Raw genomic sequence first — 21,248 nt, 5'->3', positions numbered from 1 at the left:
CCGATCCATGCGGGGGAATACCGTGAACCAGCCGATGCCTCTCTCCAATCTCGCGGCCATTGATGCCGCCCATCACCTGCACCCTTTCTCCGATATGAAGCAGCTGAACGAGAAGGGCACCCGCATCATCGCGCGTGGCGAAGGCGTCTACATCTTCGATGCGCAGGGCAGGAAATATCTCGACGGTTTCGCCGGTCTCTGGTGCGTCAATATCGGCTATGGCCGCACGGAAATCGCAGAAGCCGTGCAGCGGCAGATGAACGAACTGCCCTATTACAACACCTTCTTTGGCACCACGACGCCGCCGACCACGCTGCTCTCGCAGAAGATCACTGCCCATACAGCCGGTCTTCTGAACCATGTCTTTTTCACCAACTCCGGCTCGGAGGCGACCGATACCTGGTTCCGCATGGTCCGCGTCTACTGGAAGGCGCTCGGCCACCCGACGAAGACGCATGTGATCGCACGCCGCAACGGTTATCACGGCTCGACGGTCGCCGGCGCATCCCTTGGCGGCATGAAGCACATGCATGAGCAGGGCAACCTGCCGATCGAGGGGATTTCACATATCGGCCAGCCCTACTGGTATGCCGATGGCGGCGATCTGACGCCTGCCGAATTCGGCCTGAAGATGGCCCGCGAACTGGAGGCGAAGATCGACGAACTGGGCGAGGAGAATGTCGCCGCTTTCGTTGCCGAACCGATCCAGGGCGCGGGCGGCGTCATCGTACCGCCGGACACCTACTGGCCGGAGATCGAGCGCATCTGCAAGGCGCGCAATATCCTGCTCGTTGCCGACGAGGTGATCTGCGGTTTCGGCCGGCTCGGCACCTGGTTCGGCCATCAGCATTTTGGTTTTAAGCCGGATCTTGCCCCCGTCGCCAAGGGCCTGTCCTCCGGTTATCTGCCGATCGGCGCCGTGCTGGTCAGCGATCGCGTGGCCAAGGTGATGATCGAGGAGGCCGGCGATTTCAACCACGGCTATACTTATTCCGGCCATCCGGTCTGTGCGGCAGCCGCGCTGGAAAACCTGCGCATCATTGAGGAGGAGGGGCTTGTGGAGCGGGTACGCTCCGATATCGGCCCGTATTTCGCTGCCGCCCTCAAGAGCCTGGAGGATCACGAAATCGTCGGCCAGGTGGATGCGGTCGGGCTGATCGCCGGCGTGCAGCTAGCTGCCGACAAGGCCACTCGCCGCCGCTTTGCCAAGCCGGACGATGCCGGCATGGCGGTGCGCAATCACTGCCTGGAGAACGGCCTTGTCATGCGCGCCACCGGCGACCGCATGCTCGCTTCGCCGGCACTCGTTATCAGCCGGGCCGAAGTGGATCAGATGGTCGAGACGCTGCGCAAGGGCCTTAACCACCTTCGCGACACGAAGGCGGCGTGACCGCATCCGGGCCGCGTGGCGCAGGCGGTGCTTGCCGCGCCGGGCCTCAGCGCTGCGTCTCCGGCAACGGATCAAGCCACAGATAGCCGAACCGCATGGCCTCGCCGCCCCGGGCGAACTTGTAGGGCACGCTGATCCACTGGATGGCAAGGGTTTGCGGCTGGATGCCATGCGCGCCAAGCAGGTTGGCAAGCGCTTCCGGCACGCTCGCGTCGTCATCGCCGGCTGGCCAGACGACAAGGCCCGGTCCGCGCCTGCGGACGGCATCGAGGGGCACCGGCTGCACGAAGCCCGGCAGCAGGGTCGGAACCGTCGGCAGGTTCAGCCGCGCATTGCCGGCCAGCATCTGGTCGCTGCTGATGATATAGGCGGGGCGTTCGCCCCGTGCGCCGATCACCTCCTCCAGCATGCTGCGGTAGGGCACGTGCTCCTTGCCATACTGGCCGATGAACGGCCCGATGACGATGCTGATCGCCAGATACACGATGAAGGCGGTCACGATGCCGAGCACCGGCGGCGCCATGCGGGCAATGCTCCTGCGACTGTCGATCTCGGCTGCGGCGAGCTTCAAGGTGAGATAGAGCGGCAGCAGCAGAAGGAAGGGCGACAGCCATTTTTCGCGGATGCTCGACGCGCCAAAACCGATGCCGATCAGCGCGACGATGATCAGACAGACGATGATCATCCGGCCGATGATCCGGGTCCAGACGCTTTCGGCCCGCATGGCTGCGCCGATATCCCGGAAGAAGACGGCGGCGAAGACGATCAGCACGGCGGCGGTGCCCTCGATCGTCGAGATCATGATCGATGTCAGGCCGCGGATCGTGTCCTTGGCGGCATCGCCGGAGGAGCCCATCCGCATGGCATCCACCGTGCCGCTGGTGGCCGCGTCCAGATGCCAGAGGACCCAGAGAAAATTGGGCAGCACAATGGCCGCCGCAATGGCGCCGGCCGGAAGGATGCGCCAGTCGAACAGCCGCTTGCGCAGATCCGGTTCCGGCAATACCGCCAGCGCGGCTGCGAGCGGAATGATGACGAAATTGTACTTGGTGATAGCGCCGATGCCGATCGACACCCCGAGCAGCAGGTAGCCGGCAAGGCTCGGGCTCTTCAGGGTGCGGATGAAAAGACAGAGGAAGATGGACACGAGACAGAGCGTGGCCACCGCATGGGTCAGGTCGCGCTGGGCCAGCACCGTGACGGACGGCACGGCCAGCACTCCCAGCATGGCGGCGAAGGGCAGGCGCCGATCATCGATCAGCATGCGCGCCGCCATCCAGTAGAACAGACAACAGAGAAACAGCAGCGCGTTCTTCAGCAGCGAAACGGTTGCCACCGAAATGCCGAACAGATGAAAGGTGCCGATCTGCAGCCAGTTGTAGAAGGGCGGCTGACGGCCATAGCCCAGCAGCAGGAACTGTGCCTGGAAAACCTGCTCGGCCTCGTCGTTCTGCAGGCTGTCGGAGCGGATGACGCGCAACAGCACCGACAGAACGAAATAGCCGAGCACCAGCCAGATGACGATTTCCGGCCGGCGGACCAGTAGGTTACGCGTTCGATTGCTCACCGCTGTACACTTCTCTGACAATGTAGCTGACGGAACTGTCGTCCCGGTAATAGGTGCGTGCCAGCATTTCGGCCAGGATGCCGGTGGTGATCAGCTGTACGGCGGACAGGAACAGCATGACGCCGATGAGGAAGAGCGGGCGCGTGCCGATGTCATTGCCGAGAATGAACTTGTCGACGAAGAGATAGGCGAGGATCAGCCCGGAAAAGGCACCGAGGCCGAGGCCGAGCGAGCCGAAGAAATGGCCCGGCCGCGCCTTGAATCGCATGAAGAACATCACCGACAGCAGATCGAGGATGACCCGGAACGTGCGCGAAATGCCATATTTGGAGACACCGTGCTGGCGGGCATGGTGCGTGACGGGCATTTCGCCGATGCGGGAGCTCGGCACGACGCCGGCCACCCAGGCCGGGATGAAGCGGTGCATCTCGCCCATCAGCTTCACCTGCTTGATGACGGAGGCGCGGTAGATCTTCAGGCTGCAGCCGTAATCGTGCAGCCGCACGCCGGTGATGCGGCCGATCAGCCGGTTGGCGATCCAGGACGGAACCTTGCGCAGCAGAAGCCCGTCCTGCCGGTTCTTGCGCCAGCCGACCAGAAGGTCGAGTTCGCGCCGCTCCAGTTCGCTGACCATGGCGGGAATGTCGCGCGGATCGTTCTGCAGGTCGCCGTCGAGCGTCGCGATCAGCCGGCCGCGGGCCTGGGTGATGCCGGCCTGCATGGCGGCCGTCTGGCCGAAATTGCGCTGCAGCGCCACCACGTGCAGGTCAAGGCCGGCCTTGCCGATGGCGGCACGTGCCTGCGACAGCGTGGCATCCGTGCTGCCGTCATCCACCAGGATCAACTCCCAGCGGTTCCGATAGCCCGCCATGGCCTCCTCGACCCGCGCGATCAGCGGGCCGACGCTCTCTTCCTCGTTGAAGATGGGCACGACCAGCGACAATTCCATGGGTACGGCCTCCGGCACGTCTTCGACCGGCTTTCCAACTGACTGCACCTTGCATAACTCCTGCCTCGGCATCGCCTGGGCGGCGGTACCGGTTTCAAACGCGCGCGCGGAGGCTTTCCGTGCACGGCCAATCCGTGGCCTCTGTTATAGCAAGATGCCGCGGCTTGCCAGCGGCAAGCGGGACGCTGGCAAGCCGGCCGAACATCGCAGCGGCCTGCTGTTGCAGCGAAGACCAGACATCGGCTTCGGCGGCAGGGGCTGGGCGTGGCTGGTTCTGTGTCAGAGCCCGGTTCGGCCGGACGACGATGTACTGGAAGGCCTCCGCCATCCTGTTCGGGAAGCCCGTATAGGGCAGGTGGACGGTTTCCGTGCCGAGGGTGGCGGCATCAAGCCCGGTCTCGTCAGCAAGCCACTGGGCGAGCGCATCCGGGATCTTCGGTTTGCCACGCCAGATCAGGACGATCGGATGTTCGCCCGGCCATTCATAGGGCAGGCGCAGATTGTCGAAATCGGTGGTCACCACAGGACTGTCCGGAAACTGCATCTTCAGATTTCCGGCGTTGTACCAGTTGACCGTCACGATCAGACCCGCGGTCTCGATGCCCGTCTGGCGCCGAAACGTCTCCGCGAAGGCGTCGAACGGCTGCCGATAGCGAGAGGTGGCGTCGAACCGCGTGGCGGCATAGGTGCCCGGCAACAGCAACGCCATCACCAGCAGGGCGGCCGGTGCGATGCGCGCGAGGGCCGCCCGCCCGTCAAGAGAGGCGGCCCGCAGCTTCAGGCACAGGAGCAGGGGGACAAGCTGCAGCAGTGGCATCAGCCATCTGTCGCGCAAGGTGGTGAAGGTCACGGCCAGGATCATGGCAAACAGCGTGAGCAGGATGCCGACCGTCAGCCGCAGGAAGAAATCGGACCAGGGATCGCGGCTTTTCAGCGCCTGCAGGAAGCGCGGCCCGACGGCAGCCAGCATCAGCACGGCGGCAGGTGCGATGATCAGGGCCGAATTGGCCAGCAGGCTCGACGTTCCGATCAGGATTTCGACCAGGCGTCCCACATGTTCGGAATCCTCGGCCATCCTTCGGGCCGTCACCTCCGAGGCAACCTCGACATTGTAGACAAGCCACTGAAGGTGCGGCGCAACGATGATCAGCGCGACGGCGGCCGTCAGCAGGATCCGCCAGTCAAACAGACGGCTGCGGTCATCCGGCAGGGCAAGGACCGTAAGGGCAAGGCCGGGAAGGAGGATGGCGAAGTTGTACTTCGTCAGCATGCCGAAGCCGATCGCGGCCCCGAGTGCCAGATAGGTCGGCAGGCCCGGCTTGCGGATCGTTTGCACCACCGCAATCATCAGCAGGTTTACGAGCAGCATGGTCGCGGTGGTGTGGGTCAGATCCCGCTGTGCCTGCCAGAAAACCTGTGGCGTCAGGAACAGGCCGAGACAGGCAAGCGCCGCATAGGCGCCGGAACCGAGCACCATGCGCCCCAGCACGTAATAGCTTGCCATGATGCTGAACAGCATCACCGCCTTCAGCGCCGCGAGGCCGAAGAGATAGTTCCCCGTCACGGCAAAGACGGCGTATTGCGCCCAGTTGTAAAGGGGCGGCTGTGCATCATAGCCCGCAAGCAGCCACTGGGAGAGGTAAACCTGCTGCGCCTCGTCGATCCGCAAACCGTGCGGCATCAGCAGGCGAACGGCGATCTGGGCCACATAATAGGCGGCAAAGCACCATAAAAGTCGCTCGGGCTTTCGCGCCAGCGCCTCTGCAATCGTCTTGAACATCATGCTCTTTGATCACCGGAAGAACTGTCTGGGATCCTGCACTGCGCAGAGGCGCGCAAGGACCGGCTGCAAGGAGTTTGCGCGGCAGAGGTTCGAGCTGCCCTGTGACTGTGTTCAGCGTTCTTCATAGCCCGGTTTCCGCATCGTGACGGACCTCGACAGACGGGATGGAGGCTTTGTCGTCATCTGTCACACCTTGCATCGTGCAAAGTCTCCGGTCCACTCCGATGGCAAAGGCAAAAGGAACTGTGCTACAGGTCGGCCCATGGAGAACTTGGGCGTCACGACTATATGAATTCCAGTGAGTATGCCAGCCGTCCCCGGTGGATCGTGCGCAATCGCATGGCGCTTGTCACCATGGGTGTCATTCTTGCCTATGCGGCCTTCCTGCAGTGGAGCATCGGCTGGCCTCAGTTGGTGGCACGCTTCGCCGAAATCGGCTTTTCCTCGTTGGCTCTGGCCCTGGCCGCGCTGACGACAACCTATGTCATCCGCTGCTGGCGCATCCATGATTACTTTCCGAACGAGACGCGCGGCCAGTTCGCCCGGCTGCTGCGGGTGACGCTTGTCCACAACCTGCTCAACGTCATGCTGCCGATGCGCACCGGCGAAACCAGCTTCCCATTGTTGATGCGCGCCGAATTCGGCATGCCGCTGGCGCGCGGCACGGCGGCGCTCCTTGTCATGCGGGCGCTCGACCTGCATGCGCTGCTGGCGGCGGCCGGTGTCGGGCTGGTGATGGAAAAGGGGTGGGCGGCCTGGGCGATCGCCCTGTGGCTGCTGTTCGTCTGCCTGCCTTTCCTCGCCTTTGCCGCCAAGCGACCGCTCATGCGCCATTTGGCGGGGCGTGGTCCGGCCAGGCTTTCCCGCCTGCTCGACGAAATCATGCTCGGCCTGCCGGAACACCATCCCGCCTTTCTGAGGGCTTTTGCCGCCACGCTGGTCAATTGGGGCATCAAGGTGGTGGTGCTCGCCTGGGCGCTCGCGGTGATGGGCGTCTTTCCGGTCGCGGCCGCCTTCGGCGGGGCGCTGGGCGGCGAACTGTCGTCGGTGCTGCCATTCCACGCGCCGGGCGGCGTCGGCACCTATCCGGCCGGCATCGTGGCCGGCGCGATTTCCTTCGGCGCCGATGCCTCGGGGCAGTCCATGGTCAGACTGGCGGCGGCCGCGGTCAACGCCCACCTGCTCATCCTGCTGTCCGCCTTCACCGGCGCCGGGCTGTCGCTCTTCCTGGCGCCCAACCGGAAGCGGTAAGGCGTCCCGCCGGCTGCCGCGCCCTTACTGAAACGCCGTCTCGTAGAAGCTGCGCAGTTTGCGAGAGTGAAGCGTTTCCGTCGGCATGGCGGCGAGCTTCTGCACGGCGCGGATGCCGATCTTCAGGTGCTGGCGAACCTGCGTGCGGTAGAATTCGGTCGCCATGCCCGGCAGCTTCAATTCGCCATGCAGCGGCTTGTCGGAGACGCAGAGCAGCGTGCCGTAGGGAACGCGGAAACGGAAGCCGTTGGCGGCGATCGTTGCCGATTCCATGTCGAGTGCGATGGCGCGTGCCTGGGAGAGCCGTTTCACCGGCCCGCGCTGGTCGCGCAGTTCCCAGTTGCGGTTGTCGATGGTCGCGACGGTGCCGGTGCGCATGATGCGCTTCAGCTCGAAGCCTTCGAGCCCGGTGATTTCCTCGACCGCGTCCTCCAGCGCCTTCTGCACCTCGGCGAGCGCCGGAATCGGCACCCAGACCGGCAGGTCGTCGTCCAGCACGTGATCCTCGCGCATATAGGCATGCGCCAGCACGTAATCGCCCAGTCGCTGGCTGTTGCGCAGGCCGGCGCAATGGCCGACCATCAGCCAGGCATGCGGACGAAGCACCGCGATATGGTCGGTGATCGTCTTGGCATTCGAGGGGCCTACGCCGATGTTGACGAGCGTGATGCCGGCATGGCCCTTCTTTTTCAGGTGATAGGCCGGCATCTGCGGCAGCCTCCCCACCTGTTCCGACGCACGTTCGGAACCGGCCGGCGTGATGATATTGCCGGGCTCCACAAAGGCCGTATAGCCTTCCCCGCCATTCGCCATCAGTTCGCGCGCCCAGGCGGCGAATTCATCGATGTAGAACTGGTAATTGGTGAACAGCACGAAATTCTGGAAATGGTCGGCGCTGGTGGCCGTGTAGTGGCTGAGTCGCGCCAGCGAATAGTCGATGCGCTGGGCCGTGAAGGGGGCAAGCGGCGCAGGCTCGCCCGGCACCTGATCATATTCGCCATTGGCGATCAGGTCGTCGGTGATGTTGAGGTCCGGCGTATCGAACAGATCGCGCAGCGGCATGTCGGAGAGCACCGTCGAGGCCGAGGCTTCCACATGCGCGCCCTCGCCGAAGGCAAAGTGCAGCGGAATGGGGGTTGCCGATTCGGACACCGTTACCGGAACCCGGTGATTGCGCATCAGCAATCCCAGCTGCTCCTTGAGATAATGCCGGAACAGACGCGGCCGGGTGATCGTCGTGGTATAGACGCCCGGCGCCGTCACGTGGCCATAGGAGAGGCGCGAATCGATGTGACCGAAGCTGGTGGTCTCGATGCCGACCTGCGGATAGCAGGCGCGGTAGCGTCCGCTTACCGGGGCACCCCTTGCCAGTTCCTCGAACTGACTGATCAGGAAGGCCGTGTTGCGCTCGTAAAGCGCCGTCAGCGCATCGACCGCCTGGACGGGGTCGTCGAAGCTTTGCGGCGCGAACGGCTCGGGGCTGATGCAGGCGGAAAGGGTGGGGGAATGGATTCGTTTGCTCATGGCGCATCATAATGCGCTCTTCTTAACAAGCCAATTACGGGCGGCGCCGGCTTTGCAACTTTTCCGCCGGGAGAGGCTTTCGCTCCCTCGATGCTCAGCGATAGCGGGGCATCATCTCGACGCTGGCATGCATGAGAGGCACCCTGCGCATCTCCTGTACCAGCATGGCAAAGGACAGCGCGAAAATCGCCATGATGGCGGTCATCAGGGCAAATCGGCGGGCAAGGTAAGGCATGAACTCTCTCCTTCTCGTCTGCCACGCAGATTGGCACGGGGAGACTGAATGCGTGCTGATGCCGCCATTCATTCTCCGTTCAGCCGGGCGCAAGGCGTTCGGCCGCGGAAAAGGCCCGCCGCACCGGCCCCGCAGGGGCCGGCCGATGCCGGGCGCAGGCAGGGTTACTGCTCCGCCGGTGTCCCTGTCGGCGTCCTTGTCCCTGCTCTCTCGTCACACAGTTGCGTGACGGCCGCCGCGGTCGCTCAGAGGCGGCTCCAGGTCTGGCTCTTGCAGAAGATGCTCAGAACGCAGCCCTTCATCCTGAGGGAATTGCCGGTCACGGTTCCGGAGCCGCTATAGGTCTTGTCGGCGGCCGGATCGGTGATCTCGCCCTCGTAGGTGCCGGCCTCGCCGCTCATCTTGCCGATCTGGCGTCCGGCATATTTGCCGGTTTTCAGCGTCACGCAGAAGGCGGGGCCGCATCTGGCAATGGCCGCCGTCTCGCCGCTCGCCGTCTTCCAGTTGCCCTCGATGGGCTCCGCCGCATGGGCAAGTCCCGTCGAGCCCATCAGCAGTGCCGCCAGCAGCATGATCCTGATCGTCATTCCTTACTCCTCCATCCGAGCCGGCATCCGTCCTCAGCCCGTCCGCTCCCCCGGAACGGGCGAAATGCCCTGACGAAATCTAGCTTACGCGCACGTAAAGGTAAACAGGATTTGCGGTGTTCGCCCGTATCCGGCGCGGCAGCCGTCCGGTCCCGAAATGCCCCGGCCTTGCATCGCCGTGTGAAGAACAGGGTGAATGAAGCGTAAAGGCCGCATGGTGAACGAAAGCTGAAGCGGCCGCGAAAATCCTTAATTTCCGGGCCTTCCGATGCTTAACGAAATATGCGGTTTACGACCCGTTTAGACTTTGTTTTCAGCAAATTAAGCATGCATTTTAGGCGAATTTTGAAGGCGCGTCGGCATAGTGAGGCCATCGAACGAGCAGGGAAAACCTGCCGGCCGGACGGATCGGACAACACCGCCTGAAGATGGTGCGAACCGCCCGGTGCCCCGTGAGGGCCGATGAAAACAGGGAATACCGGCAACAGGGTCTAGACAGGGATCTTCTCGATGGCACGCTTTGACATGAACAGTTCTGAAATGGCCGGCATGGGCGGCGAGGTCCGGGCAGATACCTTCTGTGACATGGGCCTGAAATATGCGACGGGCCGCGGCTGCCCGGTCGATCTGGTTGCGGCGCACAAGTGGCTCAACATCGCGGCGATCCGGGGCTGCGACCGTGCGGCGGAACTGCGGGCGGATCTGTCGAAGTCGATGACCAAGATGCAGCTGGCGGAGGCTCTGCGCGCCGCCCGCGACTGGATGACGACGCACTGAAGCCGTGCCGTCATGAATGCGGAAAAAAGCCGCGCCCGGTCTCGTCACCGGCGCGGCTTTTTCGTGCCGTGATCAGCCGAGGCGTTGCAGCACCTGCGGCAGGGCCTCGGCGAGCAGCGCCATGTCGGCCTCGCGGCCGGCGCTGATGCGGATGCAGCGGTTGAGGGGCGCGACCCCCGGCATGCGGATGAAGACGCCGTGCTCCATCAGTCCGTCGACGATGGCGCGGGAATAGGTGCCGTCGCGGCCGCAATCCACTGCGACGAAATTGGTGGCGGAGGGCAGGGCCGCAAGGCCGTTCGCCGCGGCAGTCGCAGCGATTTCGGCGCGCGACCGGCCGATCGCCGCGATGGCTTCGGCGAGGTAGGCCTGATCCTTGAGGGCTGCCAGCGCCGCCGCCACGCTCACCCGCGCCATGCCGAAATGATGGCGGATCTTGTCGAAGGCCCGGGCATTGCCTTCCGAGGTGATGACGTAGCCGACGCGCGCCCCTGCCAGGCCATAGGCCTTGGAGAAGGTGCGCGTCCGCATCACGTTCGGCAGATCGAGAAGGGCTGCGATCGGCGGGGTCGTGCCAGCCGGTGCCGTTTCGCAATAGGCCTCGTCCAGAATCAGCAGGCAGCTGGCGGGGAGCGCCCGGGCGAAGGCGACAACGCTGTCCGCATCCCACCAACTCCCCATCGGATTGTCCGGATTGGCGAAATAGACGAGCGGCGCATTCTCCCGCCGCACGAGGTCCAGGAGGCCGTCGAGATCCTCGCGGTCATTCACATAGGGCGTGGTCACCAGCCGCCCGCCATGGCCGACCACGTGGAAGTTGAAGGTCGGATAGGCGCCGAGCGAGGTGACGACCGGCGTGCCGGGTTCAATCACCATGCGGGCGATGTGGCCGAGCAGCGAATCGATGCCCTCGCCGATGGCGAGATTCTCCGGCTGGCAGCCGAGATGGGCTGCCAGCGCCTGCTTCAGCTCGAAGTTTTCCGGGTCTGAATACTTCCAGGTGTCGCCTGCAGCCTCAGCAATCGCCCTGATTACCGAGGGGGCCGGGCCGAAGCCGCTTTCATTGGCGCCAATGCGCGCCTTCACGGCAAGGCCGCGATTGCGCTCTATGGCTTCCGGCCCGACGAAAGGCACGGTGGCGGGCAACTGGCTGAGGAGAGGGGTAAAGCGTGAAAACGTGGTCATGCAGTCTGTCCGGCGGCAGGAAAATTCCGCTCACCATAGGGGGCTTTGCCGCCCGCGCAAGGCCGGTTGTTCCTGCTACCGTTCTCGCCCGTCAGTGCGCCCAGCCGTCCGCGCTGCGGGCGGCTGGCCTGTGCAGCGCCGCGCCCGTCAGTGGCTGGTATCGAAGCTCAGCCGGATGACGTGATGCAGGAAGTCCGCATCGATCAGCATGTTGAAGCCGACCGTTACCTTTTCCTTCTGCCGGCGGATCAGCGTGCAGCCGATTTCGTCGCGCACGCCGAGGATCTCCAGAAAGAAGTGATTCGGCACCGGCAGATGCGGGCTGACGTCCAGTTCGGCCCCATAGAGCGACATGCGGCGCACCAGGCAGCGCATCTGGTTCTTGGTGCTGAGATGGCGGCCGACGAAGATGATCTTGCCCGGCCGATCGATCTCGAATTTTTCGAACACCTCATCATGAGGGATGTTTGCTTTGGTCTCTCTCACAATGTTCAAGGGCATCGAACCCTCCCATGGATGCTTGCACACCCATCCTGACCGTATAGATATGACGCATCCTGAAGGCGAAGGATAAAATGCGCGCAATTCCAGCGATTTTGTCGCATGTCGGGAGCCTTGCGCCGATGCGGCGGCATGGTTGACCCGCTTCTGCGGCAGCGCTACCCACAGGGACGGGGGACAAGGCCTGCCGGGCGAGGTCGGGCCGTCGTCGTGTCCCCGTCTTATAAGGAGTGGCGCGCGTGTCGGACAATATCGTGATCATCGGTGGCGGGCAGGCCGCCTTCTCGCTGGCCGCCAAGCTGCGGGCCTTGAAGGATGCGCGGCCGATCACGCTGGTGAGCGCGGAAGCCGTGCCGCCCTACCAGCGCCCGCCCTTGTCGAAGAAATATCTGCTGGGCGAGATGGACTTCTCCCGCCTGCTGCTGCGCCCGCAGGCCTGGTATGACGAAAATGGCGTGGACCTGCGCCTTGCCACCTTCGCGGAAGAGATCGACTGCGCCGCCCGCATCGTGCGCCTGCAGGATGGCACACGGCTTTCCTATGGCACGCTGGTGCTGGCAACCGGTGCTGCGCCCCGAAACCTGCCGGCCGCGCTGGGTGGCGATCTTTCCGGCGTGCATGTGATGCGCGACAAGCGCGATGCCGATCATCTTTCCGGCGAATTGCAGGCCGGGCGGCGGGTGCTGATCATCGGCGGCGGCTATATCGGGCTGGAGGCGGCCGCCGTCGCCCGCCACAAGGGGCTGGATGTCACCCTCATCGAAATGGCTGACCGGATCCTGAAGCGGGTCGCTTCGGCGCAGACCGCCGATATCCTGCGTGGCGTTCATCAGGCGCATGGGGTGAGCATCCGCGAATCGATGGGCCTTGTCCGGCTCATCGGTCGCGACGGCCATGTCTGCGGCGCCGAGCTTTCCGACGGCAGCACGATCGAGATTGACCTCGTCATCGTCGGTATAGGTGTCGTGGCCAACGACCAGTTGGCCAAGGCCGCCGGTCTTGAGGTGGCGAACGGTGTGAGCGTTGACGCCTTCGGACGCACCTCCGATTCGGCGATTTATGCCGTCGGAGACTGCACGGAGCTGCCCTATGGCGAGGGGCGGGTGCGACTCGAATCGGTACAGAATGCCGTCGACCAGGCCGAATCGGCAGCGCTTGCGATTTTCGGAACACCGGTGCCCTATCAGCCGAAGCCCTGGTTCTGGTCCGACCAGTATGATGTGAAGCTGCAGATCGCCGGGCTGAACCAGGGCTATGACGAAACGCTGGTGCGGCCGGGTGCGCGGGAGGGATCCGCCTCGATCTGGTATTTCCGTGCCGGACGCTTCATTGCCGTGGATGCCGTCAACGATGCCAAGGCCTATGTCACCGGCAAGAAGCTGCTGGAGCTGGGCATCCAGCCGGAGCGGGCGATTCTGGCCGATGCTGCCGCCGACCTGAAGCTTCTGCTCGCCTGATGCCTGTTGCCAGGGCCACGAAAAGGGCGGCTTTTTCGCCCTTTTCGCGCAGAAATGCGGGAAAGCGCGCAAAATGCCTTGCAATCGTCGTCTGTCCGCAATAATCACCACCGCACCGGAGAGGTGGCCGAGTGGTCGAAGGCGCTCCCCTGCTAAGGGAGTATACGTCAAAAGCGTATCGAGGGTTCGAATCCCTTCCTCTCCGCCATCCCCCTGATAAAGATCCTTCTTAAAAGTAAAGCACAGGATTTTCGACTGTTTCGTCGAGTGTTTCCGAAACGGTTGCGATGGGCCAATACTGAAGCGCATCCGGCGGCAAACTTGCCGCCTGCGCGCTTAAGTTACCGCTTCCCCCGGTAGTTCTTAACCAAAGGTAAAAATTAGCGCCGGCTGTCACACGGCCTGTGTTGTTTGCGCAACAGGTTGGGTGGGAAGCGGGTGTGTCGGAACGAAACCGCTCCAGTTCACGATTGCATGAACGGACCGCTCTAGTATGTTCACCATCAGAAGCGAGGCGGTGGATCGTCTGTCTTCTAAGAACCGACGGGGATGGGGCAGGGAATGCTGTCCTTCAGCCAAAAAACCCAGACCCTTACGAAACTTGACTGGAGGTCATTATGAACATCAAGAGCCTTCTTCTCGGCTCCGCTGCTGCTCTCGCAGCAGTATCCGGCGCTCAGGCTGCCGACGCTATCGTTGCCGCTGAGCCGGAACCGATGGAATACGTTCGCGTTTGCGACGCTTTCGGCGCTGGTTACTTCTACATCCCGGGTTCTGAAACCTGCCTGAAGATCAGCGGTTACGTCCGTTTCCAGGTTGACATGGACGAGCGTGACTCGGTTGCCAACTGGAACGCCCGTACGCGTGGCCTCGTCACCTTCGCAACGAAGTCTGACACGGAACTCGGCGCTCTCGGCAGCACCATCACCGTTCGCGCCTGGGGCGACAGCTCCGCTTCTTCGTCGCTCGAAATCGACGAAGCCTTCCTGACGCTCGGCGGCTTCCGCGCTGGCTACGGCTACAACTACTGGGATAACGGCATCGTTGGCGAAACCGACGAACTCGGCTCCAACCGCATCAACCAGATCGGTTACGAAGCTACGTTCGGCGCAATCAAGGCTGGCGTATTCGTTGACGAGCTGAACAACGCTACCTTCACGAACAACGACACCTGGGGTGTTGAAGGTCAGATCTCCGGCGCCTTCGGCCCGGTCAAGGCTGCCCTGCTCGGCGGTTACGACGTTGACAAGGAAGAAGGCGCCGTTCGCGCTATCGCTTCCGTCGCCGTTGGCCCGGGCACCCTGGAAGGCGCTGTTGTTTACTCCAGCGGCAACAACGCTTACTACAGCGCTTCCGAGTGGGCATTCGCTGCCGCTTACGAAGCCAAGATCAACGACAAGATCAAGGTTACCCCCGGCTTCCAGTACTGGGACAAGCTTGCTTGGGTTGACGGCGCTGATGGCTGGAAGGCCGGCGTTGCTGTTGACTACGCCATCACCAAGGGCTTCGCTGCCAAGGTTTCGGCTCAGTACACCGACCGCGACGACACCAACAACGGTGACGGCTACTGGTCGGGTTACTTCCGCCTTCAGCGTTCGTTCTAATTCGATCTCGATCGAATGGGAGAAAGCCCGGCTTTGCCGGGCTTTTTTCGTATGCGCCGTTCTGTGCCGGACAGCGATGCCCGTGGGAGGCGCCGGACTTGGTAAGTCTGCCAGATCGAATTGCTTGACCGAACATTGTTGGCCGACAGCCGGGCGCTGGCAGCGGCTAGCGGGAGGCTCGCCCACTGATGGCTTGTGCGCGCAAGGGTGGGCGAATCATGGCTTGAGGTGGCCTGCAGATTATCCGAAGGCCTCACTCCGAGTAGCCGGCTATGGGTGCCCGTCGGCCAAGGCCCGTTGGGGAGGTGTGCCCCAATATTGCTGCATTGTTTCTGAAAAGCGCTTGGTTTTGAAATGCTTAGCCTAAAAAAACGGCATCGGCCTGCCCAAATGTGGCGCCGGCCGCCGCCTCTGTCACGAAAGCGCAACACTGCGACGATAGAGGTTCCCGCCAAACAAAAAACCGGGCGTTTTTAATTTTCTCCTGGGACGAAACGGTGGTTTAGTTTGGACAACTCAGGCGGTGCTGATTGCCTGAGGTGTCCCAAGATCAGTCCCGAGGAAAAAAACATGAACATGAGAGCTGTCGTAATGAGCTCTGTTGCCGCGCTTTCCTTCAGCGCCGCAGCCCATGCAGCCGACGCCATCGTTGCTGCTGAACCGGAGCCGATGGAATATGTCCGCGTTTGCGATGCGTTCGGCGCCGGATATTTCTATATCCCGGGTTCTGAAACCTGCCTGAAGATCTCCGGCTACGTCCGTTTCCAGGTTGACGTCAGCGAAATCAACGGCGACGTTTCCTCCACCGGCGGCAACTGGAATGCCAAGACCCGTGGCCTCGTCACGTTCGACACCAAGTCCGACACCGAATACGGTGCACTCGGCAGCACCATCACGGTTCGCGCCTGGGGTGATTCGTCGTCTTCCGGTAACCTCGAAATCGACGAAGCCTTCCTGACCCTCGGCGGCTTCCGCGCTGGTTACGGCTACAACTACTGGGATACGGACATCGCCGGCGAAACCGACGATCTCGGTTCCAACCGCATCAACCAGATCGGTTACGAGCACACCTTCGGCGCCGTCAAGGCCGGCCTGTTCATCGACGAGCTGAACAACACCACCTTCACCAACAACGACACCTGGGGTGTTGAAGGTCAGGTTTCGGCTGCTCTCGGCCCCGTCAACGCTGCCCTGCTCGGCTCCTACGATGCAGATGCCGGCGAAGGCGCCGTTCGTCTGATCGCAACCGCTCCGGTTGGCCCGGGCTCGCTCAACGTTGCAGGTATCTACTCCTCCGGCGCGAACGCCTATTACAGCGCTGGCGAGTGGACTGTTGCGACCTCCTACGAACTGAAGGTCAACGACAAGTTCGCCGTTACCCCGGGCTTCCAGTACTGGGACAAGCTGGGTTGGGTCAGCGGTGCTGACGGCTGGAAGGCTGGCGTGACGCTCGACTACGCAATCACCAAGGGTCTGGCCGCCAAGGTTTCGGCTCAGTACACCGACCGTGACGACACCAACAACGGTGACGGCTTCTGGAACGGCTTCTTCCGCCTGCAGCGTTCGTTCTAATTCGATCGAACTCTCTTTCGAAGGCCCGGCATTGCCGGGCCTTTTTGCGTTGAAGGACCTGAGAAACGCCGGAGGCCGCGCGTCAGGCCAGGTCCCGGCCTGTCAGAAAGGCAGTGAGCGGGCCGGCAATCTCGTCGGAGTGGAGGAGGGGGGCATGGCCCTGTCCCTTCGCCAGCAGCCGCTGCAGCCGTGGCCGGCGGCGCTTCATCTCCTCGATGGTCTCGTCTGTCAGAAGCCGCGAATGTTCGCCGCGAACGACCAGCATCGGAATATCGGGAAACTGATCGAACTGCGCCCATAGCGCGGGAAGCGGCGCGTCAAGATCGGCCGCGGCGAAGGCTGCACAGATCGCGGGGTCACAATCGGCGACGATCGCACCTTCTCTTGTGGTGTAGATAGCCCTTGCCATCTCGGTCCAGTCCTCCTCGGTCAGGGCCGGAAACGCTGCGCCATGCACCCGCTTCAGTTCGGCGCAGGCAGCCTCCCAGCTCGCAAGGGCAACCGGTTCACGCAGATAGTCCTGGATCTGTCGCAGTCCGTCGAGGCCCAGTTCCGGACCGATATCGTTGAAGACGATGCCGGCCAGGCGCTCCGGAGCCATGGCGGCCAGAGCATGCAGGATCAGGCCGCCCCGTGAGGTGCCGATGAACAGCGCGCGGCCGATCTGCAGATGCGACAGCACGGCGAGCAGGTCCTGCGCCTCCGCGAGGACATTGTAACTGCCCTTGTCCGCCGCCCAGGCTGAGGCGCCGCGGCCGCGATAATCGATCGAGACGATTCGCCGGGGCGATGGTGATTCGTGCAGCAGCCGCAGGGCCAGGGGATGGAAGTCGCGGGCATTGCGCGTCAGGCCGGGCAGGCAGATGACCGGCAGTGCCCCGTCGATTGCCGTTCCGTCGCCATCCGGCGGGTAAAGGCGGTAGCCGAGCCGTGTTCCGTCGGCGGCAGTCATGTAATGCTGGCTATGATTTGCCATGAAGGTTCTCCCTTGTCTCATCGCCAGCCTATCGGAAGGCTGGGCGAGACGTCAGCGGGAAATGCGAGGCTGCAGTTCAGCGGCGGCCGAACCGCAGATCGTCCTCGATATCGGCCTGCTGGCCGAGGCGGATCTTGTAGACCTGGTAGTTTTCCATCACACGCTGCACATAGTTGCGTGTTTCGGGGAAGGGGATGCGCTCGATCCAGTCGATCACCTCATCAAGCGGCTTGCCGCGCGGATCGCCGTAGCGGGCGATCCATTCCGGCACCCGCTTCGGTCCTGCATTGTAGGCAATGAAGGTGAGGATGTAGGAGCCGCCGAAGCTGTCGATCTGTTCGCCGAGGTAATGGGCGCCAAGCGTGGCGTTGTAGCCGGGATCGGTGGTCAGGCGCGCCGGCATGAACGGCATGCCGTGACGGCTTGCCACGCCCTTGGCGGTGCCCGGCAGGATCTGCAGCAGGCCGCGGGCATCGGCCGCCGAAACGGCGGCCGGATTGAAGGCGCTTTCCTGCCGTGCAATCGCATAGGCCAGCGCCTTGCCGGAGCCGCCTATATTGGCATTGGAGGGGATGACGCCCACCGGAAAGGCCAGCGCCGCCACGTCGATGCCGCGATTGAAGGCGGTCTTGCCGATCTGCAGGGACAGCGCGTGGTTGCCGTTGCGCTCGGCCCGAGCGGCCAGAATGGCAAGCTCGCCCGGGCTTGTCAGCTGGTCGGCCAGTGCCCGGTAAAGCGCATCGGCGCGCTCGGGATGGCCGGCGGCATCCAGCCGGTCGATGGCGCGCACGGCCTCGCGGCTCTGAAAGTCCCGGCGGTCGTCCGGGGTCGGGGCGGGATAGGAAACGTCGAGTGTCTTGCGCTTCAGGCGGGCCGCCGCCAGCTGGCCGTAGAAGGTCGCCGGAAAGGCGGCGGCCCTGGCGTAGAAGTCCTGCGCCTTGCCGGCGGCGCCCTGTTCTGCCGCGCGGCCCAGCCAGTACCAGCCGCGGGCGGCGGAGAGGGGGCGCGAGGAGGCTTCGAGAATGCGCCGGAAATGCTTTTCCGCCGTGGCGGGATCGTTGAGGGCCCGCAGCGCATACCATCCGGCATGGAATTCGGCGTCGACGATGTCGGCCGTTGCCTTGGCGTTGTGGCTTGCCACCAGCCGGTAGGCCTCGCGGAAATTGCCCTGATCTGCCAGTCCGCGCGCCACGATGCGGCGCTCGTTCCACCATTCCGTCGCGTTGACCTGCTCCGCGTGGTCCTGCGGCGCGCGCGCCAGCAGTGCGGCGGCCTCGCTGTAGCGCTCCTGCTGACGCAGGAATTCGATGCGGGCGAACAGATAGGCCGGGTCGCGTGCCCAGCCGGCGGCCGCCTTGTCCAGCAGGCTGCCGGCCGTCTGGGCGCGGCCGGCTACGGCGCTCCAGGCGGCATAGAGGGGTGCGGCGCGGCTGAGATCGCCGAAGCGCTTCGCCTGCGATACCCGGTTGCGATACATCAGGAAATCCATGCGGGCGCGATGGTCCGCCGCCGTCAGCACGCTGCCGAACTCCTGCAGGATGCGATCCTCAAGATCCCTGTCGAGCGACTGGCCGGTCCAGAACGGGCGAAGCGTCGCAGCCGCCTGCGGTGCCCGCCCGGCCGCGACAAGTGCGCGCGCCAGGATGATGGCACCCTGCGGCGTTTCCGGCGCTGTGCGGCCGAAGGCGGCCAGAACCTCTGCCGCCGGCGGGTTTTCCTGAAAAAGGGCGCGCTCGGAATTGCCCCGCAGCCGCGAAAGGCCCGGCCAGCCCTGCAACTCGTGCTGGGCGGCGGCGATTTCGGCCGAGGGCACGTCGCGCAGGCCGGAGGTCACGATCGCCCAGGTCAGCAGATGGCGGTCAAGCGAGCCCTGCGGCAGGCGGTCGCGCACGGCCAGCGCACCGGCGGCATCGTTGTCGGAGAGAAGGTCCAGTCCGGCCTTCAGGGGCGCGATGGGCGCAGCCGGCAGATCGGAGCCCGCCACGCGCGGAATGGCGCCGGTGATTTCCGGCACCGGCATGGAAACCTGCTCCAGTTCTGCAGGGCGTGGTCGCGGCACGGGGGCGGCATCGTCCGGAAGCGGTGCCGCACACAGCACGCCGGCGCCCAGCGAAAGCCCGAGACTGGCCATCACGAACGATTTCTTCATCCCTCAACCCGCAACTTTAAGACTGCTCCGTCATTAGCTCGTGTGATGATTAATGGAAGCTTACCATGCTCCCGTGTCAGTGCGATTTCTTTGATCACGATCCGGTGCGAAACCGGAAAGAGCCTGCTTGTTTCAGCCAGTTGGCCGCTCTATGGTGCGCGTCACAGTATCAGAGAATGCGGCCGAAGCATGAAGCGGGCCGTTCGGGAGTGTTTGCATGTTCAAGGGGTCCATGCCCGCGCTGGTTACGCCGTTTACGGATGCGGGTGCGGTCGATGAGGCGGCATTTGCCGCCCATGTGGAATGGCAGATTGCAGAAGGTTCGACGGGCCTGGTCCCGGTTGGAACCACCGGGGAATCGCCCACTCTTTCGCATGCGGAGCACAAACGCGTCATCGAGATCTGTATCGAGGTGGCTGCCGGGCGCGTGCCGGTGATTGCGGGTGCCGGCTCCAACAACACCCGCGAAGCGATCGAGCTTGCCCAGCATGCCGAAAAAGCGGGCGCTGACGGCCTCCTCGTCGTGACGCCCTATTACAACAAGCCGACGCAGAAGGGCCTGATCGCCCATTTCGGTGCGATTGCCGAGGCTGTCAGCCTGCCGATCATCATCTACAATATTCCGCCGCGTTCGGTCATCGACATGTCGCCGGAAACGATGGGCGCACTGGTGAAGGCGCACAGGAACATCGTCGGCGTCAAGGATGCGACCGGCAAGCTGGAACGCGTGTCCGAGCAGCGCATGAGCTGCGGCAAGGACTTCATCCAGCTGTCGGGCGAGGATGCGACCGCGCTCGGCTTCAATGCGCATGGCGGCGTGGGCTGCATCTCGGTCACCGCCAATGTGGCACCGCGCCTCTGCGCGGAGTTCCAGCAGGCAACGCTTGCCGGCGATTACGCCAAGGCGCTGGATTACCAGGATCGCCTGATGCCGCTTCACAAGGCAATCTTCATGGAGCCTGGCGTCTGCGGCGCCAAATATGGCCTGAGCCGCGTGCGCGGCATGAACCGTGCCGCCCGCTCGCCGCTGCTCTCCACGCTGGAGCCGGCGACCGAGGCCGCCATTGATGCCGCACTGCGCCATGCGGGTCTGCTGAACTGACCGGAACCCGCTCGACGGGGAGCACAGTTCTGCTCCCCGCTTCCCTTCGGGCATCGCGCACACTACATTAGGGTGGTCGAACCGTCGCCTGCGGGCGGATTGTCAACAAGAACCCTCAAAGGGCGGAGCTAACCACCTTCCATGGCACCCAAAGGCAGCCAGCGCGTCGTGAACAAGATCGTTGCGGAAAACCGCAAGGCGCGCTTCAACTATGAAATCATCGATACCTATGAAGCGGGCATGGTGCTGACCGGCACCGAGGTCAAGTCGCTGCGCGAGGGCAAGGCGAACATCGCCGAATCCTATGCCTCCGACGAAGATAACGAGATCTGGCTGATCAATTCGCATCTGCCCGAATATCTGCAGGCCAACCGGTTCAACCACGAGCCGCGCCGTCGCCGCAAGCTGTTGCTGTCGAAGCGCGAGATCAACCGCCTGCGCGCCGGCATCAACCGCGAGGGCATGACGCTGGTGCCGTTGAAGATCTACTTCAACGAGAAGGGGCGGGCAAAGCTGGAGCTGGCGCTTGCCAAGGGCAAGAAGCTGCATGACAAGCGCGAATCCGAGAAGGAGCGCGACTGGAATCGCCAGAAAAGCCGCCTGCTGAAATCCGGCTGATCCGGACAGTCATCTGAAGCA

18 protein-coding genes and 1 tRNA gene are annotated in these 21,248 nt (G+C 63.5%); 9 read left to right on the top strand and 10 right to left on the bottom strand.

What is annotated here, in order from left to right:
* The first annotated feature begins 34 nt into the window (after positions 1 to 34).
* The gene (locus KLP42_RS01490; RefSeq protein WP_252192731.1) at positions 35 to 1,390 is read left to right on the top strand and encodes an aspartate aminotransferase family protein; all 1,356 of its coding nucleotides are present in this window, start codon (positions 35 to 37) and stop codon (positions 1,388 to 1,390) included.
* 46 nt (positions 1,391 to 1,436) lie between these two features.
* On the opposite strand, the gene KLP42_RS01485 is transcribed toward KLP42_RS01490, so the two are convergent.
* The 3 genes from KLP42_RS01485 to KLP42_RS01475 form a co-directional block, all read right to left on the bottom strand.
* A complete protein-coding gene (locus KLP42_RS01485; RefSeq protein ID WP_215564142.1) occupies positions 1,437 to 2,957 on the bottom strand; it encodes an ArnT family glycosyltransferase in 1,521 nt (506 codons plus the stop codon).
* Entirely contained in the window at positions 2,938 to 3,906 is a 969-nt protein-coding gene (locus tag KLP42_RS01480) for a glycosyltransferase family 2 protein (protein WP_215564796.1), read from the bottom strand. Before KLP42_RS01480 ends, KLP42_RS01485 begins: the two co-directional genes overlap by 20 nt.
* Positions 3,907 to 4,000: 94 nt before the next feature.
* Entirely contained in the window at positions 4,001 to 5,689 is a 1,689-nt protein-coding gene (locus KLP42_RS01475) for an ArnT family glycosyltransferase (protein WP_215564140.1), read from the bottom strand.
* Positions 5,690 to 5,977: 288 nt separating this feature from the next.
* Here KLP42_RS01475 and KLP42_RS01470 point away from each other — a divergent pair, with 288 nt between their 5' ends.
* Complete coding sequence (locus KLP42_RS01470; protein ID WP_215564138.1) at positions 5,978 to 6,940, top strand: lysylphosphatidylglycerol synthase domain-containing protein; 963 nt, start codon at positions 5,978 to 5,980, stop codon at positions 6,938 to 6,940.
* 24 nt (positions 6,941 to 6,964) lie between these two features.
* Here the strand turns inward: KLP42_RS01470 and amn are convergent, their stop codons facing one another.
* The 3 genes from amn to KLP42_RS01455 form a co-directional block, all read right to left on the bottom strand.
* Complete coding sequence (amn, locus tag KLP42_RS01465; RefSeq protein ID WP_215564136.1) at positions 6,965 to 8,464, bottom strand: AMP nucleosidase; 1,500 nt, start codon at positions 8,462 to 8,464, stop codon at positions 6,965 to 6,967.
* A 94-nt stretch (positions 8,465 to 8,558) separates the two neighbouring features.
* Positions 8,559 to 8,699: a hypothetical protein gene (locus tag KLP42_RS01460; RefSeq protein ID WP_215564134.1), complete on the bottom strand. Its 141-nt coding sequence runs from the start codon at positions 8,697 to 8,699 to the stop codon at positions 8,559 to 8,561.
* Positions 8,700 to 8,944: 245 nt separating this feature from the next.
* Complete coding sequence (locus KLP42_RS01455; protein ID WP_215564132.1) at positions 8,945 to 9,286, bottom strand: DUF2147 domain-containing protein; 342 nt, start codon at positions 9,284 to 9,286, stop codon at positions 8,945 to 8,947.
* Between the two features lie 510 nt (positions 9,287 to 9,796).
* Here KLP42_RS01455 and KLP42_RS01450 point away from each other — a divergent pair.
* Positions 9,797 to 10,063, top strand: coding sequence for a sel1 repeat family protein (locus KLP42_RS01450; protein ID WP_215564130.1), 267 nt, complete (start codon positions 9,797 to 9,799; stop codon positions 10,061 to 10,063).
* A 72-nt stretch (positions 10,064 to 10,135) separates the two neighbouring features.
* On the opposite strand, the gene KLP42_RS01445 is transcribed toward KLP42_RS01450, so the two are convergent.
* A complete protein-coding gene (locus KLP42_RS01445) occupies positions 10,136 to 11,248 on the bottom strand; it encodes a pyridoxal phosphate-dependent aminotransferase (protein WP_215564128.1) in 1,113 nt (370 codons plus the stop codon).
* Positions 11,249 to 11,395: 147 nt separating this feature from the next.
* Positions 11,396 to 11,749, bottom strand: a complete 354-nt coding sequence (locus KLP42_RS01440) for a hypothetical protein (protein ID WP_215564127.1) — start codon at positions 11,747 to 11,749, stop codon at positions 11,396 to 11,398.
* 239 nt (positions 11,750 to 11,988) lie between these two features.
* Here KLP42_RS01440 and KLP42_RS01435 point away from each other — a divergent pair, with 239 nt between their 5' ends.
* From KLP42_RS01435 to KLP42_RS01420, 4 genes are all read left to right on the top strand, one after another.
* A complete protein-coding gene (locus KLP42_RS01435) occupies positions 11,989 to 13,206 on the top strand; it encodes an NAD(P)/FAD-dependent oxidoreductase (protein WP_215564125.1) in 1,218 nt (405 codons plus the stop codon).
* A gap of 117 nt (positions 13,207 to 13,323) precedes the next feature.
* Positions 13,324 to 13,414: transfer RNA gene (locus tag KLP42_RS01430), tRNA-Ser, on the top strand.
* Positions 13,415 to 13,823: 409 nt separating this feature from the next.
* On the top strand, positions 13,824 to 14,810 hold the full coding sequence (locus KLP42_RS01425; protein WP_215564123.1) for a porin: 987 nt from the start codon (positions 13,824 to 13,826) through the stop codon (positions 14,808 to 14,810).
* Between the two features lie 570 nt (positions 14,811 to 15,380).
* The gene (locus tag KLP42_RS01420) at positions 15,381 to 16,382 is read left to right on the top strand and encodes a porin (RefSeq protein WP_215564121.1); all 1,002 of its coding nucleotides are present in this window, start codon (positions 15,381 to 15,383) and stop codon (positions 16,380 to 16,382) included.
* An 82-nt stretch (positions 16,383 to 16,464) separates the two neighbouring features.
* On the opposite strand, the gene KLP42_RS01415 is transcribed toward KLP42_RS01420, so the two are convergent.
* A complete protein-coding gene (locus tag KLP42_RS01415) occupies positions 16,465 to 17,358 on the bottom strand; it encodes an alpha/beta fold hydrolase (protein ID WP_215564119.1) in 894 nt (297 codons plus the stop codon).
* Positions 17,359 to 17,434: 76 nt separating this feature from the next.
* Positions 17,435 to 19,507 (bottom strand): lytic transglycosylase domain-containing protein, encoded by a 2,073-nt coding sequence (locus KLP42_RS01410; RefSeq protein ID WP_215564117.1) that lies wholly within the window; start codon positions 19,505 to 19,507, stop codon positions 17,435 to 17,437.
* Between the two features lie 217 nt (positions 19,508 to 19,724).
* Here KLP42_RS01410 and dapA point away from each other — a divergent pair, with 217 nt between their 5' ends.
* Positions 19,725 to 20,609 carry a 4-hydroxy-tetrahydrodipicolinate synthase gene (dapA, locus tag KLP42_RS01405; RefSeq protein WP_215564115.1) on the top strand — a complete coding sequence of 295 codons (885 nt, stop codon included), beginning with the start codon at positions 19,725 to 19,727 and terminating at the stop codon, positions 20,607 to 20,609.
* Positions 20,610 to 20,750: 141 nt separating this feature from the next.
* Complete coding sequence (gene smpB / locus KLP42_RS01400; protein WP_143125277.1) at positions 20,751 to 21,227, top strand: SsrA-binding protein SmpB; 477 nt, start codon at positions 20,751 to 20,753, stop codon at positions 21,225 to 21,227.
* Positions 21,228 to 21,248: the final 21 nt, after the last annotated feature.

The organism is Rhizobium sp. CSW-27 (genome assembly GCF_018760785.1).
Classification (GTDB): Bacteria; Pseudomonadota; Alphaproteobacteria; order Rhizobiales; family Rhizobiaceae; genus Neorhizobium.
Note: the sequence above shows the minus strand (reverse complement) of the source record. Positions and strands in the feature narration are given on the sequence as shown.

What these genes read in the sequence shown, in the direction of transcription:
- KLP42_RS01490 (WP_252192731.1), top strand. Translation starts at nt 35, where the DNA reads ATGCCTCTCTCCAATCTCGCGGCCATTGATGCCGCCCATCACCTGCAC.
- KLP42_RS01480 (WP_215564796.1), bottom strand. Translation starts at nt 3,906, where the DNA reads ATGGAATTGTCGCTGGTCGTGCCCATCTTCAACGAGGAAGAGAGCGTC.
- KLP42_RS01475 (WP_215564140.1), bottom strand. Translation starts at nt 5,689, where the DNA reads ATGATGTTCAAGACGATTGCAGAGGCGCTGGCGCGAAAGCCCGAGCGA.
- KLP42_RS01470 (WP_215564138.1), top strand. Translation starts at nt 5,978, where the DNA reads ATGAATTCCAGTGAGTATGCCAGCCGTCCCCGGTGGATCGTGCGCAAT.
- amn (WP_215564136.1), bottom strand. Translation starts at nt 8,464, where the DNA reads ATGAGCAAACGAATCCATTCCCCCACCCTTTCCGCCTGCATCAGCCCC.
- KLP42_RS01460 (WP_215564134.1), bottom strand. Translation starts at nt 8,699, where the DNA reads ATGCCTTACCTTGCCCGCCGATTTGCCCTGATGACCGCCATCATGGCG.
- KLP42_RS01455 (WP_215564132.1), bottom strand. Translation starts at nt 9,286, where the DNA reads ATGACGATCAGGATCATGCTGCTGGCGGCACTGCTGATGGGCTCGACG.
- KLP42_RS01450 (WP_215564130.1), top strand. Translation starts at nt 9,797, where the DNA reads ATGGCACGCTTTGACATGAACAGTTCTGAAATGGCCGGCATGGGCGGC.
- KLP42_RS01445 (WP_215564128.1), bottom strand. Translation starts at nt 11,248, where the DNA reads ATGACCACGTTTTCACGCTTTACCCCTCTCCTCAGCCAGTTGCCCGCC.
- KLP42_RS01440 (WP_215564127.1), bottom strand. Translation starts at nt 11,749, where the DNA reads ATGCCCTTGAACATTGTGAGAGAGACCAAAGCAAACATCCCTCATGAT.
- KLP42_RS01425 (WP_215564123.1), top strand. Translation starts at nt 13,824, where the DNA reads ATGAACATCAAGAGCCTTCTTCTCGGCTCCGCTGCTGCTCTCGCAGCA.
- KLP42_RS01420 (WP_215564121.1), top strand. Translation starts at nt 15,381, where the DNA reads ATGAACATGAGAGCTGTCGTAATGAGCTCTGTTGCCGCGCTTTCCTTC.
- KLP42_RS01415 (WP_215564119.1), bottom strand. Translation starts at nt 17,358, where the DNA reads ATGGCAAATCATAGCCAGCATTACATGACTGCCGCCGACGGAACACGG.
- KLP42_RS01410 (WP_215564117.1), bottom strand. Translation starts at nt 19,507, where the DNA reads ATGAAGAAATCGTTCGTGATGGCCAGTCTCGGGCTTTCGCTGGGCGCC.
- dapA (WP_215564115.1), top strand. Translation starts at nt 19,725, where the DNA reads ATGTTCAAGGGGTCCATGCCCGCGCTGGTTACGCCGTTTACGGATGCG.
- smpB (WP_143125277.1), top strand. Translation starts at nt 20,751, where the DNA reads ATGGCACCCAAAGGCAGCCAGCGCGTCGTGAACAAGATCGTTGCGGAA.